The following is a 17,112-nucleotide window of genomic DNA, read 5'->3' as shown; positions in this document are numbered from 1 at the left end:
GGCGGCCTTCCGGGCGCGGACGGGCGGTCCACCGGTCCGCGATCAGGCCGGAACCGTCCGGGCGAGGAACGCCGCCAGCGCCTCGGTCTGCTCGGGCGTCGTGACGAGGCCGAGCTTGGTGCGCCGCCACAGGATATCGTCGGTCTTCCGCGCCCATTCGCGGGCGATGAGGTAGCGCACCTCGCGCTCGGTCAGGTCGGAACCGAAGCTCTCGCCCATGTCGTCCGGCTGGCCGACATTTTCCAGGATCGACAGCGTGTCGGCGCCGTAGGTGCGCACCAGCCGCTCCACGTGGGCGGGCGCCAGATAGGGGTGCTGCGCCTTCAGTTCGGTGATCAGCGCCGCCGGGCTGCCGCCCGGCAGGTCGCCGCCCGGCAGGATCGCCCGTCCGGTCCACGACGGCGTCAGCGTGAAGCGGCCGGCGAGCTTCTCCATCACGGATTCGGCCAGCCGCCGGTAGGTGGTGATCTTGCCGCCGAACACCGACACCAGCGGCGCCGCGCCCTCCGGGGCGTCGAGCTCCACCACGTAGTCGCGCGTCGCCTCCTGCGCCTTGGTTGCGCCGTCGTCGTAAAGCGGGCGGACGCCGGAATAGGTCCACACAACGTCGTCCGGCGAGACAGGGGTGGCGAAATAGTCGTTCACCGCCTGGCAGAGATAGGCGATCTCGCCCTCCGAGATCCGCACCGCGGCCGGGTCGCCGTGATAGTCCTCGTCGGTGGTGCCGATCAGGGTGAAATCGCGCTCGTAGGGGATCGCGAACACGATGCGGCCGTCGCCGTTCTGGAAGATGTAGGCCCGGTCGTGGTCGTAGAGCCGGCGCACGACGATGTGGCTGCCCTTGACGAGGCGCACATGGGGCGGCGTGTTGGCGCGCACCGCGCCGGACAGCACCTCGCCGACCCACGGGCCGGCGGCATTGACGAGCGCCCGGGCGGAGAGCACGCGCGGCTCGCCGTCTTCCGGCTTGACCGTGACGCGCCAGAGGTCGCCGTCCCGCTCGGCGCGGATGCAGGCTGTGCGCGGCGCGATCACGGCGCCACGGGCCTCTGCATCGCGGGCGTTCAGCACCACGAGGCGCGAATCCTGCACCCAGCAGTCGGAATATTCGAACGCGCGACGATAGGCGGGTTTCAGCGGCGCGCCGGCCGCGTCCCGCGACAGGTCGAGGCTGCGCGTCGGCGGCAGCACCTTGCGGCCGCCGAGATGGTCGTAGAGGAACAGGCCGAGCCGCAGCAGCCAGCGCGGGCGCAGGCCCTTGTGGTGCGGCAGCACGAAGCGCAGCGGCCAGATGATATGCGGCGCCAGCGCCAGCAGCACCTCGCGCTCCTCCAGCGCCTCGCGCACCAGACGGAACTCGTAGTGCTCGAGATAGCGCAGGCCGCCGTGGATCAGCTTGGTCGAGGCCGACGAGGTGCCGCCGGCGAGGTCGCCCTTGTCGCACAGGAACACGGAAAGCCCGCGCCCCACGGCATCGCGTGCGATGCCGCAGCCGTTGATGCCGCCGCCGATCACGACGAGATCGTAAACCGGATCCGTCACCGCCCGCACCCCTGTTCGCCTGATCTTCGAATAGACCGCTTTCGTGTCACCCGAAAGAGAAAATCATGTGACGGGAAACGAAGATAAAGCGAAAGAGATGGGCGCGGGAAGGCGGCGGCTCGGGATGGTCCGTCAGCCGTGGTCGCCCTCTGCGGCCGCAGGCTCCATGAAGAAGACCTCCCAGTTGTGCCCGTCCGGATCCTGGAAGGCCCGCTGGTACATGAAGCCGTAGTCCTTGGGCGCGTCCTCGACCTTGCCGCCGGCTTCAAGGGCCAATGCCGCCATTTCGTCCACCCGCGCGCGGCTTTCCATCGAAAGCGCGATCAGCACCTCCGTGCTCGTCGCGCTGTCGCAGATCGCCTTCGCGGTGAAGCCCTGGAAGAACGGCTCCGTCAGCAGCATGGCGTAGTTCCATTCGGAAATCACCATGCAGGCCGCCTTGTCGTTCGTGAAGCGCGGCTCGAACCTGAAACCCAGATGGCTGAAGAACGCCATGGTGGCCGGCAGGTCCTTCACCGGCAGGTTGACGAACATGCGGGGCGAATGGGGTTCGGTCATCGGGCATCTCCTCGGTTGCGTGGCTGTTTCGCCGGGCCTCTGCGGGTCCGGTCGGTCTGTCGTGCGGCCGTTCAGGACAGGGCGCGCAGGTCCTGCCGCAGCCTCTCCGGGTCGCTGCCTTCGAGCCGCGCTTCGATGGCGCGGTGCGTGCGGGTCCAGATCGGAACCGCCGCGGCCAGCGTCGCCGAGCCCGTCTCGGTCAGGGCCAGCCGCCGGCTGCGGCGGTCGTTCGGATCGGGCGTGATCGTGACGAGCCCCCGCCGTTCGAGCGGCTTCAGCGCGGCGGTCAGCGTGGTGCGGTCCATGGCGAGCAATGCGGCCACCGAGCCCATGGTCGGCGGCTCCGGCCGGTTGAGCGACATCATCAGCGAGAATTGTCCGCTGGTGAGGCCCGCCGGCCGCAGGGCCTCGTCGAACCGCCGCGCCAGTGCCCGCGCCGCCCGCTGGGCGTGCAGGCAGAGGCATTCGTCGCGCACCAGAAGCGTGGTGGCGAAGGGGACCGTCGCTGGGGCAGTCTCGGGAGGCTCTGACATGGATGAGTGTGTTGATATCAACGTAGCATTGTCAAGCTTGCCGTGACGGACGCCGGAGGCCCGTCATCCGGGCGCGATGGCGCGGATGACGGCGTCGAGGAAGCGGGCGATGTCGTCGGTCACATGGTCGACGTGCGGGGCGTCGCGGCCCTCGTCCTCCCACTCCTCCCGCAGTGCCGCGGCGGCGGCCCGCGGCACCACGAGCACGGTGCGCATGCCGTGCTCGTGGGGCACCAGCAGGTTGCGCGGCAGGTCCTCGAACATCGCCGCCCGCTTCGGCTCGATGCCGTGGCGGCGCCAGAAGCGGTCGTAGGCCGGCGCCTGGGGCTTCGGCAGGTGCTCGGCATCGGCGATGTCGAAGATGTCGTCGAACAGCCCGGTGATGCCGAGCCGCGCCGAGACCGCCTCCGCGTGCCGCCGCGAGCCGTTGGTCATGATGTAGCGCCGCCCCGGCAGCGCCGTCAGCGCGGCGGCGAGCTCCGGGTGCGGCAGCACCGGCGTGTGGTCGATGTCGTGGACATAGTCCAGGAACGCCTCGGGCGCCACGCCGTGCTCGATCATCAGCCCGCGCAGCGTGGTGCCGTAGCGCCGGTAATAATCCTTCTGCACCACCCGTGCCGCCACGGCGTCGAGGTTCAGCGCCCTCTGCAGGAAGGCGCCGATCTTGACGTCGATCTGGCTGAACAGGTCGGTCTCGGGCGGATAGAGCGTGTTGTCGAGATCGAAGATCCACGCCTCGACATCCCGGAACGAGGTGGCGAGGCGCGGGGTGTCGGGCATGCTCACGGCGTGATCAGGGTGCCGGCGCCGCGCTCGGTGAACAGTTCGAGCAGCACGACGTGGGGCACCTTGCCGTCGAGGATGACGACGCCTTCGACGCCGCGTTCCAGCGCCTCGATGCAGGTCTCGACCTTCGGGATCATGCCGCCGGAAATGGTGCCGTCGGCGATCAGGCGGCGGGCGTCGGCGACCGAGAGCTCCTTGATCAGGTTCTTGTCGCGGTCGAGCACGCCCGGCACGTCGGTGAGGAACAGCAGGCGGCGGGCGTTCAGCGCCCCGGCCACGGCCCCGGCGAAGGTGTCGGCGTTGATGTTGTAGGTGTCGCCCTTCTCGTCGGGCGCCACGGGGGCGAGCACGGGGATGATCTCGCTGCGCGCCATGATGTCGAGCACCTCGCGGCGCACCGTCGTCGGCTCGCCGACGAAGCCGAGATCGACCACCGCCTCGATGTTGGAGTTCGGGTCGATGGTGGTGCGCGTCACCTTGGTCGCGGTCACCATGCGGCCGTCCTTGCCGGAAAGGCCCACCGCGCGCCCGCCGGCCGCGTTGATGGCGGAGACGATTTCCTTGTTGATGGAACCGGCCAGCACCATCTCGACGATCTCGACGGTGGCACGGTCCGTCACGCGCAGCCCGTCGCGGAACTCGCTCTTGATGCCGAGCCGGTCGAGCATGGCGCCGATCTGCGGCCCACCGCCGTGCACCACCACCGGATTGAGGCCGGAAAGCTTCAGGAGCGTGATGTCCTCGGCGAACGCCTTCGACAGCGCGTGCGAGCCCATGGCGTGGCCGCCATATTTCACCACGACCGTCTGGTCGTCGTAGCGCAGCATGTAGGGCAGCGCCTCGGCGATGATGCGGGCGCGGGAGTGGAAGTCCGCGTCGGTCTCGGGGGTGTTCGGCTCGGTCGTCATGGCTCAATCCGCAGCAGGGCTGCCGGCGATGTGCCGGCGCGGGCGCCTGTCTGGCGCCGCCGTTGGAGGGGCTTACAGCATCGCGGATCGAATCGGAATCGGCGCGATGCTGTCGATCTCAATTCAGGCGTCGGATCCGGGCCGAAAAGGCGGCCTTGCGCCTCCGGTCCGTCTTCCGCTGTCCCGCCCGGACGCTCAGTTGCCCGCGACGAGGCGGACGATCTCCGCCCGCAGGATGTCGATACCCTCGTTTTTCTCGCTCGATGTGACGACGATGCGGGGATAGGCGGCCGCGCGGCGGGCAATCGCCTCGTGGGTCGCCGAAATCGCCGCCTCCAGCCCCTTCGGACCCACCTTGTCGGCCTTGGTCATCACCACCTGATAGGACACGGCGGCCTTGTCGAGCAGCCCCATCACCTCGAGGTCGTTGTCTTTCGGGCCGTGGCGCGAATCGATCAGAAGGTAGACCCGCTTCAGGTTCTGCCGGCCGCGCAGGTAGCCGAACACCAGTTCGGTCCAGGCATCCACCTTGTCCTTCGGCGCGGCGGCGTAGCCGTAGCCGGGCATGTCGACGAGCGCGATGTCGGTGCCCTCGCCCTCGGGGCGGAAATAGTTGAGCTCCTGGGTGCGGCCGGGCGTGTTGGAGGTGCGCGCCAGCGCCTTCTGGCCGACGAGGGCGTTGATCAGGCTCGACTTGCCGACATTCGAGCGGCCGGCCATGGCGATCTCGATGCCCTGCATCGGCGGCACCAGAGTGAGCGACGGCACGCCGATGCGGAACGTCCACGGCCGCGCGAACAGAAGCCGGCCGGTCTCGATCTCGCCGCCGGAGAAGTCCTCGGGCTTGGCCGTCACCGGGGGCAGGGTGGGCTTCTTCCTGGCCTTCGCCTCGCCGGCGCCCGGCGCCGCGCCGGCACCGGCCTTCGCGGGTGCCTTGGCTGCTGCCTTGCCCGCCGCCTTGGCCGGTCCCGGCTTCGCGAACCTCGGCTTTGCAGACATCGGCTTGGCAAATTTCGGTTTGGCCGATTTCGGCCCGGCCGGCTTCGCCTTGCCGCTCGCGCCTGTCTTCGTTCCGGGTTTGCCGTTGTTTCTGGCGTCGCGGTCCGCCTCGCTCATGGAAATCTCCCGGCGCAGGCCGGCCTGGCGCCGGCATCGTGCCCGGCGGATGGTCCGGCGGGCGCCTTCAAAAGGAAGGGGCGGCGCATGTCGCCGCCCCCGGATCGTCGTGTCCCGGCCGAAACGAGGCCTATTTCTTCGGCTTCGCCTCGACGGGCGGCGGGGCCTTCTTGCGGAACATGCCCTTGATGTTGTCCCACAGCTCCACCTTCACGCCCTGGCGGTGCATGATGAAGGACTGCTGCAGCACCGAGAGCGTGTTGTTCCAGGCCCAGTAGATCACGAGGCCGGCCGGGAAGCTCGCCAGCATGAAGGTGAACACCACCGGCATCCAGTTGAACACCATCGCCTGCGCCGGATCCGGCGGCGTCGGGTTCAGCTTCATCTGCAGGAACATGGTGATGCCCATGATGATCGGCCACACGCCGAGCATCAGGAAGTGCGGCGGCGTCCAGGGAATCAGCCCGAACAGGTTGAAGATCGTGGTCGGATCCGGCGCGGCGAGATCGTGGATCCAGCCGAAAAACGGCGCGTGGCGCATCTCGATGGTGATGAACAGCACCTTGTAGAGCGAGAAGAACACCGGGATCTGGATCACGATCGGCAGGCAGCCGGCCAGCGGGTTGATCTTCTCCCGCTTGTAGAGCTCCATCATCGCCTGCTGCTGCTTGACGCGATCGTCCTTGTAGCGCTCGCGCATCGCGGTCAGCTCGGGCTGGATCTTCTTCATCCGGCTCATCGACACGTAGGACTTGTTCGCGAGCGGGAAGAAGATCGCCTTCACGCTCACGGTGACGAGCAGGATGGCGACGCCGAAATTGCCGACGAGGTGATAGAAGAAGTCGATGACGAAGAACATCGGCTTCGTCAGGAAGTAGAACCAGCCCCAGTCGATCAGCAGGTCGAACCGGTTCAGCTTCAGCGTATCTTCGTAGTTGTTGATCAGCGACACCACCTTGGCGCCGGCGAACAGGCGGGTTTCGGCCGTCGCCGTGGCGCCGGGGGCGAGGTTGATCGCCTCGCTCAGCGTGTCCGCCTGATAGCTCTGGTGGCCGTCGGTGTTGAAATAGTTGAAGGTCGGCGTGAACGGCTTGCCGCCCGCCGGGATCAGGGTCGCGGCCCAGTATTTGTCGGTGATGCCGAGCCAGCCGCTTTCGACGGGCGGCGACTTGATCGCGCCGTCTTCCTGCAGGGTCTTGTACTTGATTTCCTTCAGACCGGCGTCGCCGAGCACGCCGATCAGGCCTTCGTGCAGGATGTAATAGCCGCTGGTGGGCGGCGTGCCATGGCGCGAGATCAGGCCGTAATTGTACAGCACCACCGGCGTCGTGCCGGTGTTCTCCACCGACTGGTCGACCTTGAACATGTAGTGATCGTCGACCGAGTAGGTGCGGCGGAACTTCAGGCCCTGGCCGTTGTCCCAGGTCAGCACCAGCGGCGTCGCCGGCGTCAGCTTGGCGTCGGGGCCGCCTTCCGGCGTCCACACGGTGTCGGCGCCGGGCAGGGCGATGTTCGCACCGGAATCCCCGACGAAGCCGAATTCGGCATAATAGGCGTCAGGCGTGCCGGAGGGCGAGAACAGCGTGATCAGCGGGCTCGTCGGGCTGATGGTCTCGCGGTAGTCCTTCAGGCGCACGTCGTCGATGCGACCGCCCTTCAGGTTGACCGAGCCGATGATCGCCGGGCTCTCGATGATGGCGCGCGGGCTCGCGGCGATGGCGGTCGCGCGGTCGCGCGCGATCGCCGCCGCGTCGGCGGGCACGCCGGCGGGCGTCGCGGCCGTTCCGCCGCCGGGCGTCGGCGCGGTCGAGGGGGCGTCGGCCGGCTTGGTCGCGGCCTGCTGCGCGGCGTGCTGCTCGGCCGCCTTGCGCTCAGCTTCGGTCCGGGGGCCGATATAGAAGAATTGCCACCCCACGATCACGATGAGCGACAGGGCGATGGCAATGAAGACATTCTTGTTTTCGGTCATCGGCTGGTCCCGGACGGGGGCTTGTCGTCTTTCGCCGCCACAGGCGGCTTCAAGGCGCGGTCGAGGCGGGCGAGCCCGCCGGCGAGTTCGGACACGAGGTCGGCGAAAGGCAGCGATATCGCCGCCCTGCGCGCCACGAGCACATAGTCGCACCCCGGCCGGGCATCGGCCGCGCACGCGGACGCCGCCGCCCGCAGCCGCCGCTTGATGCGGCTGCGCTCGACGGAATTTCCGGTCTTCTTCGTCACCGTGAAGCCGAACCGGGCGTCCGGCTCGCGCCGGCCGCCTTCGCTCTCGTCACGGCGAAGACCTTGAATCACGAAGGCGCGCCGTTCGGTGCGCGCGCCCTTGGCGGCGGCAACGAACTCGGCGCGCTTCTTCAGGCGCTTCACGGGCGCTCCCGGCGACCGGCCGTCGGACGGCTGCGCGTCGACGGGCGGTCGGCTGTGCGGCGACAGGCCAGGCTCCGCTCGGTGCGGGCCATGCCCCATCGCGCGGCCGGCCTCAGGCCGAAAGCCGCTTGCGGCCGCGCGCCCGGCGGCGGGCGATCACGTCGCGGCCGTTCTTGGTGGCCATGCGCGCACGGAAGCCGTGGCGGCGCTTACGCACGAGCTTGCTCGGCTGATAGGTACGTTTGGTCATCGAACTCATCCGCTCCCGCGGTCTCGCCGATCGCGCCCCGGACGCTGCGGAGGGATCGTCTGTCGAATGTCACTGCCCTGCCGGCGCCGTCCTTGCGGCAACGCCTGGCCGAACGTTAAGTGTCACGGGGCCGTCCGGCCATCGCCGGCTGCGTCCGCGGGGGCACGAATCCGCCGGGCGTTCCCGTGGGAACGCCAACCCGCCAGACATCGCCGGGCGCGGCGGAACCGTGACCGGTCGAGCGGGCTTATAAGGGTGAGCGAAGGCCCGAGTCAACGCGCGCCCGTGCCCTGCGGGGTCAAAATCGGGTGGCAGGTGTGGCTTCCACGCCAAATTGGCATCGCCTTCGCCCGCTTAGGCCCGTCCGGGCGGTAATCTCCTTTGACGAACGCGGTGGGGCGCCGCATCATTTGATATATCGTGACCGGATGGTGCGGATCGAGTGCCCCGGCGGAAGCGAGAGACGCAGGATCGAGAGATACACGCCGGGCGATCCGGGGCCGGCCGGGATGGTGCGAGATGCCGCCCGGGTGCCAGGATCCCGAAGATGGATCCCGAAGATGGATCCCGAACGGCGATCGGCACTGATCCCGAAGGGCGATCGGCATGGCAGGGGACGGCAACGGCGATCGGATCGGAGAATCCGGTCCCGCCATCGGGGTTCTGGAGACCTCCGGGCGGGCGGAGGGATCCGTGCGCGCCGGTGCCGGGCCGCGAAACGAGGCGCCGAAGGGCGGGCATCCGGACGAGGCGGGCGATTCCGGTGCCGGCGCGTCCGCCGCTGGCGGGTCCGGTGCAGGTATGGGGATCCCGGCGGCGGTCGCCGGCCTCGGCCGGCGGGCGCGGCGCTTCGGCGTCTCTCTCTCCGCCAAGCTGCTCGGCCTCACCATCATCTTCGTCATGCTCTGCGAACTCGCGGTCTACATCCCCTCGATCGCCGGTTTCCGCATGCGCTGGCTCGACGATGCCCTCGGCAAGGCGGCGGTGGCGGCGCTGATCCTCAGCGACGACAAGGAACTTTCCCCCGCGATGCGCCAGCGCCTCGTCGGCGTGACCGACGCGCAGGCGCTGGCCGTGATCGAGGGCGACCGGCGCCGGCTGCTGGCGCTCTCCGACGAGCCGATCAAGGTCGACCTCCACGTCGACGTCGATACCACCGACCGTATCGGGCCGATCCTCGACGCGCTGGAGACGCTGACCTCCGGCGGCAACCGCACCCTCAGGGTGAGCGGGCCGCTGCCGGGTTCGGCCGACCGGGTCGAGATCGTCATCCCGGAGCGTCCGCTGTTCGAGGCGATGATCGCCTATTCCCAGCGCATCTTCACGGTGTCGCTCATCATCTCCTTCATCACCGCCGCGCTGGTCTACTGGAGTCTCAGGCGGCTGATGGTGCGCCCGCTGCAGCGCATGAGCCGGGCGATGGAGGCGTTCGCCGCCGCGCCCGAGGACGCCGACCACATTCTGGAGCCGACCGACCGGCGCGACGAGATCGGCGATGCGTGGCGTCGCCTCAGGGCGATGCAGAAGGAACTGGCGCGCACCCTGCACCAGCGCCGCCGGCTCGCCGAACTCGGCCTCGCGGTGTCGAAGATCAACCACGACCTGCGCAACCTGCTCGCTTCGGCGCAGCTTCTCTCCGACCGTCTCGCCACCGTCGCCGATCCGATGGTGCAGCGGCTCGCGCCGAAGATCACCCACACCCTCGACCGCGCGGTCTCCTATACCCGCTCGGTGATGGCCTACGGCGCCGCGCGCGAAGCGCCGCCCGAGCGCCGCGTCGTCCGGGTGTCCCAGATCGTGGCGGAGGCGGCCGAGGCCATCGGCCTCGTCCCGGGCGGCGCCGTCACGTTCGTCAACGACGTGCCCGGCGACCTCGAAGCCGATGCCGATCCCGAGCAACTCTTCCGGGTGCTGGTCAATCTCGGCCGCAACGCCGTCCAGGCGCTGCAGAGCGCGCGCGAGCATCCCGGCATCGTCCGCCGCCTGACGATTTCCGGGCGGCGCACCGGCGCCGTGGTGCACATCACCGTCGCCGATACCGGCCCCGGCGTGTCGCCCCGGGCGCGGGAACACCTGTTCCAGGCGTTCCAGGGCGGCGTCAGGCCCGGCGGCGTCGGGCTCGGGCTCGCCATCGCCGCCGAACTGGTGCGCGCCCACGGCGGCTCCATCGCCCTCGTCGGCGGCCCGCCCGGCGCGACGTTCGAGATCGTGCTGCCGGACCGGCCGGTCGATCTCGATGCCGTCCGCCGCGCCGTGCGGCGCTGATCCTTCTTTCTCCATCCCCGATGGCAGGGTTTCCGCGCCGTTTCGGCGGCTGACGGTAAAACCATGTGTTGTCGGCGCGGGTCCATTCGCTGTAAGCGGTGGGTGGCCGCGCGCCCGACGAGCGGGCGCCGGCCGCGAGGATGAGAGAGCGACAGAAAATGACCGACCGATCCGTTCCCCTGACCTTCGACCCCGCCGAGGCCGAAGCCGCGCTCAACGGGCGCGCCTGGCCGTTCGAGGAGGCTCGCAAGCTCAAGGAGCGGGTGGAGAAACGCGGCGGCGGGCCGGTGCTGTTCGAGACCGGCTACGGCCCCTCGGGCCTGCCCCACATCGGCACCTTCGGCGAGGTGGCGCGCACGACCATGGTGCGCCACGCCTTCCGCATCATGACCGAAGACCGCTACGAGACCCGGCTCTTGTGCTTCTCCGACGACATGGACGGCATGCGCAAGGTGCCGGAGAACGTGCCGAACCGCGAGATGCTGATGCAGCATCTCGGCAAGCCGCTGACGCGCGTGCCCGATCCGTTCGGCACCGAGGCGAGCTTCGGCGCCCACAACAACGCGATGCTGCGCCGGTTCCTCGACGATTTCGGCTTCGAATACGAGTTCGCGAGCGCCACGGACTATTATGCGGAAGGCCGCTTCGACGACATCCTCCTGAAGATGCTGTCGGTCTACGACGAGGTGATGGCGATCATGCTGCCGACGCTCCGCGAGGAGCGCCGCAAGACCTATTCGCCGTTCCTGCCGGTGTGCCAGCGCACCGGCGTCGTGCTGCAGGTACCGATCCTCGAGACCCACCCCAAGGCCGGCACCATCGTCTATGCCGACCCTGAGACCGGCGACCTCGTCGAGACGCCGGTGACCGGCGGCCGCGTCAAGGCGCAGTGGAAGCCCGACTGGGCGATGCGCTGGGCCGCGCTCGGCGTCGACTACGAGATGTCCGGCAAGGACCACATCGACAACGTCAAGACGTCGAGCAAAATCTGCCGGGCGCTCGGCGGCACCCCGCCGGACGGGTTCAACTACGAGTTGTTCCTGGACGAGAACGGCGAGAAGATCTCGAAGTCGAAGGGCAATGGGCTCACCATCGAGCAGTGGCTGACCTACGCCTCTCCGGAGAGCCTCTCGCTGTTCATGTACCAGAAGCCCAAGGCGGCGAAGAAGATGCACTTCGACGTTATCCCCCGGGCGGTCGACGACTATTACACGTTCCTCGGCAAGTATCCGGCGGAGGCGCTCGCGGCCAGGATCGAGAACCCGGTCTGGCACATCCATTCCGGCCATCCGCCGGCGGTGGGGCTGCCGGTGTCGTTCACGATGCTGCTCAACCTGGTCTCGGCCTCGAACGCCGAGGAGCCGGCGGTGCTGTGGGGCTTCATCAGCCGCTACGCTGCCGGCGCGACCCCGGAAAGCGAGCCGGAGCTCGACCGTCTGGTCGGTTACGCCATCCGCTACTTCGCGGACTTCGTGAAGCCGACGAAGGTGTTCCGTGCACCGTCCGAAGGCGAGCGCGAAGCGCTCATTCTGCTCGATGAAGCGCTCAAGACTCTGCCTGAAAGCGCGCATGCGGAGACCATTCAGAACGCGGTCTACGAGGTCGGCCGCATCGCCTACCCCGACACCGCCAAGCCCGGCCCGGACGGCCGTCCCGGCGTGTCGCTGACGTGGTTCGCGGTGCTCTACCAGCTTCTGCTCGGCCAGGAGCGGGGTCCGCGGTTCGGCTCGTTCGTCGAGCTCTACGGCATCCCCGAGACCCGCGCCCTGATCGCGGCTGCGCTAAAGCGCTGATTCAAAACACCATTCCGGCGTTTCCCGAAACGCCGGAATGGTCCGGGCGCTACTGGCTCGCCCAGAGAATCCGCGCCATCCAGTCGATGTCGACGGTCGCGAGCAGGCGCGGCGGATGGTCCGGATTCAGCGAATGCAGCTCGATGCTGCGCGCCGTTTCGCGGTGGAGCACCTTGGCCATCACCTCGCCGTCCCGGGTGCGCACCACCACGCGGTCGTTGCGCCGGACCGAAGCCCCGCGCGAGACGATCAGCACGTCGCCGTCGCGATAGGCCGGCAGCATCGAATCGCCGGAGACTTCCAGCGCGAACACGGTCTCGTCGCGGGAGGTGGGAAAAGGAATTTCGTCCCATCCCGTGCCGGCCGGATATCCCCCCCCGTCGAAGAAGCCGCCCATGCCGGCCTGGGCCATGCCGAGCAGCGGCACCGCGTTCTGGGTCGGCAGGCGATCGCCCGCGAGCCCGGAGAAGAACGTCACCGGGTCGGTGCCGGTAACCTCTAGCACCTTGGCGATGGATTCGGTCGAGGGCCAACGTGGCCGTTCACCCGCGTGGCGCTTGGATTTGTTGAAGGTTGTCGGGTCGAGGCCCGCGCGCCGGGCGAGCGCCGAAGGGGTCAGGCCGTGGCGATCCGCCAGGGCGTCGAGCGCGCTCCAGATCCGGTCGTGGCTGAGCATCGGCCTCTCCTGGAAAACCCGGCCGCCAGCCTCGCCGTCAGGGCGGAGGATGGGATCGGCCGGCCGGCGGACAGGAATTTATCCCTCTCCGATCCTTCTGATTATCCCCGGGCCGGAGCGCTGTCCAGCCGTCCATGGCGATCCGGACGCGATCCGTGGCCATCCGCCATGATCGGAGGCGATTTCCGTCCACCATAAGGTTGCTCCGATCCCGGGCAGAGCGATCCAAAAAGAGAGCCGATCCCGGATCTTGTGCATGTCCTCGGCGTCAGATCGCTTCGATCCGGGCGGGATATGCTCTAGGGTCCGCCGCGCGAGGGGCTGGAAGGGCTGAAAGGGAAGACCGGATGGCGGATGCAGTGATCTACAAGATCGCGGGGCGGCAGGAGTGGGCGGCGGCGGAAGCGGCCGGCCGGTTCGACGGCGCGGCGATCGACCTCGCCGACGGCTACATCCACTTCTCCACCGCCGGGCAGGTCGCGGAAACGGCGGCCCGCCATTTCGCCGGCCGCGACGATCTGGTGCTGGTTGCGGTCGATACCGCGGCAATCGCGGCGGCGCTGAAATACGAGCCGTCCCGCGGCGGCGCGCTGTTCCCCCACCTCTATGGGCCGCTGCCGCTGTCGGCGGTGATAGTCGTGAACGCGCTTCCGCTCGGCGCGGACGGCCGCCACGACTTCTCCGGCCTGCTGCCCTGAGGACGCCGCGATGATCGATCTCTATCGCGGCTTCGCCCGGTCGCTCCTGTTTCGCATGGACCCGGAACAGGCCCATCGCCTGACCGTGTCGGCGCTCTCCTCCGGCCTCCTGCGTGCGCCCACGGCCCGCCGCGACCCGGCCTTGCGGGTGTCGCTGTTCGGGCTCGATTTCCCGAACCCGCTCGGCATGGCGGCCGGGTTCGACAAGGATGCCGAAGTGCCCGACGCGCTGCTCGCCCTCGGCTTCGGTTTCACCGAGATCGGCACGATCACGCCGAAGCCGCAGCCCGGCAATCCCCGTCCGCGCATGTTCCGCCTGCCCGCGGACCACGGCGTCATCAACCGGCTCGGCTTCAACAGCGGCGGCCACGAGGGCGCGCGCCGGCGGCTTGCGGCCCGCGCCGGCCGACCCGGAATCGTCGGCATCAATGTCGGCGCCAACAAGGATTCGGAGGACCGCATCGGCGACTACGTGCTCGGCATCGAGCGCTTCGCCGACGTCGCCTCCTATTTCACCGTGAACGTCTCCTCGCCCAACACGCCGGGCCTGCGCGACCTTCAGGCGAAGGACGCGCTCGGCGCTTTACTGGTGCGGGTGCTCGCGGCACGCGACGCGGCGGCGGAGCGCCACGGCCGGCGGGTGCCGGTCCTTCTCAAGGTCGCGCCGGATCTGACCGACGAGGGTATCGACGACGTGGTCGAGACGGTCTCTGCGACCGCGCTCGACGGGCTCATCGTGTCGAACACTACCATCACCCGGCCCGGGCTGCGCGAGCCGGCGGCGCGCGAGACTGGCGGGCTTTCCGGCCGGCCGCTGTTCCCGCTCTCGACGCAGGTGCTGGCGAAGTTCCGCCTCAGGCTCGGCACGCGGCTGCCGCTCGTCGGCGTCGGCGGCATCGATTCGCCCGAAACCGCCTTCGCCAAGATCGCCGCGGGCGCGAGCCTGCTGCAGCTCTATACCGGGCTCGTCTACGAGGGGCCGGAGCTCGTGGGCGCGATCCTCAACGGGCTTTCCGCCGAACTGCGCCGCCGCGGCCTCGCCTCGCTCGATCAGGCGGTCGGGTGCGAGGCGGCGGAGTGGGCGGCAAGGGGGGCGTAGGGGGCAGCGGCGAAGGCCCGCTTCAGCCGGCGCGGCAGGCAGGCGGCCAGCGTCAGACCGCGCAGGCCGAAGAAGCCGATCAGCGCCGCCCACAGTCCGTGGTTGCCGAACAGCGGCGCCAGCACGGCCCAGAGCGCGAAATAGCCGGCGAGCGAGACCAGCATCATGTCGCGCATGGTGCTCGACCACGTCGCGCCGATGAAGACCCCGTCGAGCTCGAAGGCGAGCACGCCGAAAGCCGGCGCCAGCAGCACCCAGAACAGATAGTGCCGGGCCATCTCGCGCACCTCCGGCGAGGCGGTCATCAGGTCGATGAGCGTCGGGCCGCCGAGGGCGAAGATCGCCGTGAGAATGCCCGCCATGAAGAAGCCCCAGCCGACCGAAAGCGTCACCGCGCGGCGGAAATCATCCGGCCGGCGGGCGCCGATCGCGCGTCCCGCGAGCTGTTCGGCGGCGGTGGCGAGGCCGTCGAGGAAATAGGATCCGGCAAGCACCAGATTGAACAGGACCGCGTTGGCCGCCAGCACCACGTCGCCATGCCGGGCGCCCTGGGCGGTGAAGAAGCCGAGGGCGGCGGTAAGCGCGACCGAGCGGATCATGATGTCGCGGTTGACGGCGAAGGTCGCGACGACCGCGCGCCGCTCGGCGAGCCGCGCCCACGCCGGCCAGGCGCCGCCGCGGGTGAGCACGATCACCACCACGATCCCCGCTATGGCGGCGACGGCCTCCGCCGCGACGGCCGCGCCGCCGGCGCCGGCAGTACCGAGGCCGAGCCCCCACACCAACGCCACCCCGGCGGCCATGTTGACGCCGTTGAGCAGCAGTTGCAGTGCGAGGCCGATGCCGGCGCGGCCGATGCCGACCACCCAGCCGAGCACGGAATAATTGAGCAGGGTGAGCGGGGCGGCGAGGATGCGCACCATGAAATAGCCGGCGAAGGCGGTGTTCACCGCCGGGCTTGCCCCGATCGCGGTGACGAACGCCCAGCACAGCGGCACCGCGCACACGACAAGCCCGGCGCCAAGCACGACCGCGGCCATCAGCGCGCGGGCCAGCACAGCCCGCTGCTCGGTTTTGTCGCCGGCCCCGAAGGCCTGCGCGGCAAGGCCTGTCGTGCCCATACGGAGGAACGAGAAGAACGAGAACAGGATGTCGAACGCCAGCGCACCGACGGCGATGCCGCCCATCATCGCCGCGTCGCCTGTCCAGCCGATCAGGGCGCCGTCGACGATGCCGACGAGGGGCGTCGACAGGTGCGCGAGCGTCATCGGCACTGCGATCGCGAGCACCGTGCGATGGCCGACGGAGGAGGGGCGCGTCGCGCCGGCCGGTTGGGTCGCTTCGTGAGGTGTCATAAAGGCCGGCATGGTCGGGAGTGCGGACGCGTGGGGGGAGGGGCGGACACGGTCGGGAGCCCGCCGCAAAGCCCGCCGGGCCAATCAGGCGCTTCCGTCTGGAAGAATTCAAGCCTGTTGTCGTGCCATCGGGGCGTGCCTGAAGGGCGATGAAAGCCGGTTTCGCCCGATGCCCGTCCCCTCTATCCTGCACACGCTTCCTCACATCCGGTTCGTGCTCAGCCCGGGATGGCCCCGATGCCCCTGCCGATCGTCCATCATTCCGACTATCACGCCGAGATCGGCGCCGATCATCGTTTTCCCATGGGCAAGTTCCGCCGACTCGCGGAAGTGCTGGTGGAGGAGGGGCTTGTGACGGGGGCGGACGGATTCCACGTTCCCGAGCCGGCCCCGTTCGAGTGGTTCGCCCGCGTCCACGACGAGACTTATGTCGAGCAGGTGTTCGCGTCCGACGTGCCCCGCGACGTGGCGCGGCGGATCGGCTTCCCGATGACGGAGACGGTGACCCGCCGCGGCCGGATGGCGACGTCCGGCACGGTGCTCGCCGCCCGCCTCGCGCTCGCCCACGGCATCGCCGCCAACACCGCGGGCGGCAGCCACCACGCGCGCCGCTCCGGCGGTGCGGGGTTCTGCGTGTTCAACGACGTGGCGGTGGCGATCCGAGCCCTTCTTGCCGAGGGGCGGATCGAGCGCGCGCTGGTGGTGGATTGCGATGTGCATCAGGGCGACGGAACCGCCGAGATCTTCTCGCAGGTGCCGGAGGTGTTCACGCTCTCGATCCATGCGGAGAAGAACTATCCGGCGGAGAAGGAGCGCTCGGACCTCGACGCCCCGCTGCCGGACGACACCGGCGACCGGGATTATGTCGCGCTGGTGCGCGAGATCGTGCCGAAAGCGGTCGTCAACCACCGGCCGGATATCGTGTTCTATCTCGCCGGGGTCGATCCTCATCGCGACGACAAGCTCGGCCGTCTCGCGCTGACGGACGCCGGCCTCGTCGAGCGCGACCGGTTCGTGATCGACGCGGTGCGCGAGGCCGGCGTGCCGCTCGCCGCCGTGATCGCCGGCGGCTACATGGACGACATCGACCTGCTCGCCCGCCGCCACGCCCTCATCCACCGCACGGCGGCGGAGTTCGTCTGATCCCCCAAAAGGTCACGTCGGCTTCTATC

Annotated in this window: 16 protein-coding genes; 5 read left to right on the top strand and 11 right to left on the bottom strand. The window is 69.2% G+C overall.

What is annotated here, in order from left to right:
- Positions 1 to 42 precede the first annotated feature (42 nt).
- The 9 genes from glpD to rpmH form a co-directional block, all read right to left on the bottom strand.
- A complete protein-coding gene (glpD, locus tag BUF17_RS05670) occupies positions 43 to 1,542 on the bottom strand; it encodes a glycerol-3-phosphate dehydrogenase (protein ID WP_073627162.1) in 1,500 nt (499 codons plus the stop codon).
- Positions 1,543 to 1,674: 132 nt separating this feature from the next.
- Positions 1,675 to 2,100: a VOC family protein gene (locus tag BUF17_RS05665; RefSeq protein WP_073626479.1), complete on the bottom strand. Its 426-nt coding sequence runs from the start codon at positions 2,098 to 2,100 to the stop codon at positions 1,675 to 1,677.
- Positions 2,101 to 2,171: 71 nt separating this feature from the next.
- Complete coding sequence (locus tag BUF17_RS05660) at positions 2,172 to 2,633, bottom strand: MarR family winged helix-turn-helix transcriptional regulator (RefSeq protein ID WP_073626477.1); 462 nt, start codon at positions 2,631 to 2,633, stop codon at positions 2,172 to 2,174.
- A gap of 63 nt (positions 2,634 to 2,696) precedes the next feature.
- Positions 2,697 to 3,413 carry a pyrimidine 5'-nucleotidase gene (locus tag BUF17_RS05655; RefSeq protein WP_073626476.1) on the bottom strand — a complete coding sequence of 239 codons (717 nt, stop codon included), beginning with the start codon at positions 3,411 to 3,413 and terminating at the stop codon, positions 2,697 to 2,699.
- A gap of 2 nt (positions 3,414 to 3,415) precedes the next feature.
- The gene (gene argB / locus BUF17_RS05650; RefSeq protein ID WP_073626474.1) at positions 3,416 to 4,327 is read right to left on the bottom strand and encodes an acetylglutamate kinase; all 912 of its coding nucleotides are present in this window, start codon (positions 4,325 to 4,327) and stop codon (positions 3,416 to 3,418) included.
- Positions 4,328 to 4,522: 195 nt separating this feature from the next.
- On the bottom strand, positions 4,523 to 5,182 hold the full coding sequence (gene yihA, locus BUF17_RS05645; protein ID WP_073627161.1) for a ribosome biogenesis GTP-binding protein YihA/YsxC: 660 nt from the start codon (positions 5,180 to 5,182) through the stop codon (positions 4,523 to 4,525).
- 391 nt (positions 5,183 to 5,573) lie between these two features.
- Positions 5,574 to 7,412: a membrane protein insertase YidC gene (gene yidC / locus BUF17_RS05640; protein WP_073626472.1), complete on the bottom strand. Its 1,839-nt coding sequence runs from the start codon at positions 7,410 to 7,412 to the stop codon at positions 5,574 to 5,576.
- On the bottom strand, positions 7,409 to 7,804 hold the full coding sequence (rnpA, locus tag BUF17_RS05635; RefSeq protein WP_073626470.1) for a ribonuclease P protein component: 396 nt from the start codon (positions 7,802 to 7,804) through the stop codon (positions 7,409 to 7,411). Before rnpA ends, yidC begins: the two co-directional genes overlap by 4 nt.
- Before the next feature lie 112 nt (positions 7,805 to 7,916).
- Positions 7,917 to 8,054, bottom strand: coding sequence for a 50S ribosomal protein L34 (gene rpmH / locus BUF17_RS05630; RefSeq protein ID WP_073626468.1), 138 nt, complete (start codon positions 8,052 to 8,054; stop codon positions 7,917 to 7,919).
- A 606-nt stretch (positions 8,055 to 8,660) separates the two neighbouring features.
- Between rpmH and BUF17_RS05625 the strand changes: the two genes are divergently transcribed.
- Positions 8,661 to 10,319: a sensor histidine kinase gene (locus BUF17_RS05625; RefSeq protein ID WP_244530772.1), complete on the top strand. Its 1,659-nt coding sequence runs from the start codon at positions 8,661 to 8,663 to the stop codon at positions 10,317 to 10,319.
- A 158-nt stretch (positions 10,320 to 10,477) separates the two neighbouring features.
- Positions 10,478 to 12,112, top strand: a complete 1,635-nt coding sequence (locus BUF17_RS05620) for a lysine--tRNA ligase (RefSeq protein WP_073626466.1) — start codon at positions 10,478 to 10,480, stop codon at positions 12,110 to 12,112.
- 49 nt (positions 12,113 to 12,161) lie between these two features.
- Here the strand turns inward: BUF17_RS05620 and BUF17_RS05615 are convergent, their stop codons facing one another.
- Complete coding sequence (locus BUF17_RS05615) at positions 12,162 to 12,788, bottom strand: S24 family peptidase (RefSeq protein WP_073626463.1); 627 nt, start codon at positions 12,786 to 12,788, stop codon at positions 12,162 to 12,164.
- 347 nt (positions 12,789 to 13,135) lie between these two features.
- Between BUF17_RS05615 and BUF17_RS05610 the strand changes: the two genes are divergently transcribed.
- Both BUF17_RS05610 and BUF17_RS05605 read left to right on the top strand, forming a co-directional pair.
- Entirely contained in the window at positions 13,136 to 13,486 is a 351-nt protein-coding gene (locus tag BUF17_RS05610) for a DUF952 domain-containing protein (RefSeq protein ID WP_073626461.1), read from the top strand.
- Between the two features lie 10 nt (positions 13,487 to 13,496).
- Complete coding sequence (locus BUF17_RS05605; RefSeq protein ID WP_073626459.1) at positions 13,497 to 14,585, top strand: quinone-dependent dihydroorotate dehydrogenase; 1,089 nt, start codon at positions 13,497 to 13,499, stop codon at positions 14,583 to 14,585.
- On the opposite strand, the gene BUF17_RS05600 is transcribed toward BUF17_RS05605, so the two are convergent.
- Positions 14,537 to 15,940 (bottom strand): MATE family efflux transporter, encoded by a 1,404-nt coding sequence (locus BUF17_RS05600; protein WP_073626458.1) that lies wholly within the window; start codon positions 15,938 to 15,940, stop codon positions 14,537 to 14,539. The genes BUF17_RS05605 and BUF17_RS05600 overlap by 49 nt on opposite strands.
- A gap of 237 nt (positions 15,941 to 16,177) precedes the next feature.
- Between BUF17_RS05600 and BUF17_RS05595 the strand changes: the two genes are divergently transcribed.
- Positions 16,178 to 17,083: a histone deacetylase family protein gene (locus BUF17_RS05595; protein ID WP_073626456.1), complete on the top strand. Its 906-nt coding sequence runs from the start codon at positions 16,178 to 16,180 to the stop codon at positions 17,081 to 17,083.
- Positions 17,084 to 17,112: the final 29 nt, after the last annotated feature.

The organism is Pseudoxanthobacter soli DSM 19599, assembly GCF_900148505.1.
Taxonomy (GTDB): Bacteria; Pseudomonadota; Alphaproteobacteria; order Rhizobiales; family Segnochrobactraceae; genus Pseudoxanthobacter; species Pseudoxanthobacter soli.
Note: the sequence above shows the minus strand (reverse complement) of the source record. Positions and strands in the feature narration are given on the sequence as shown.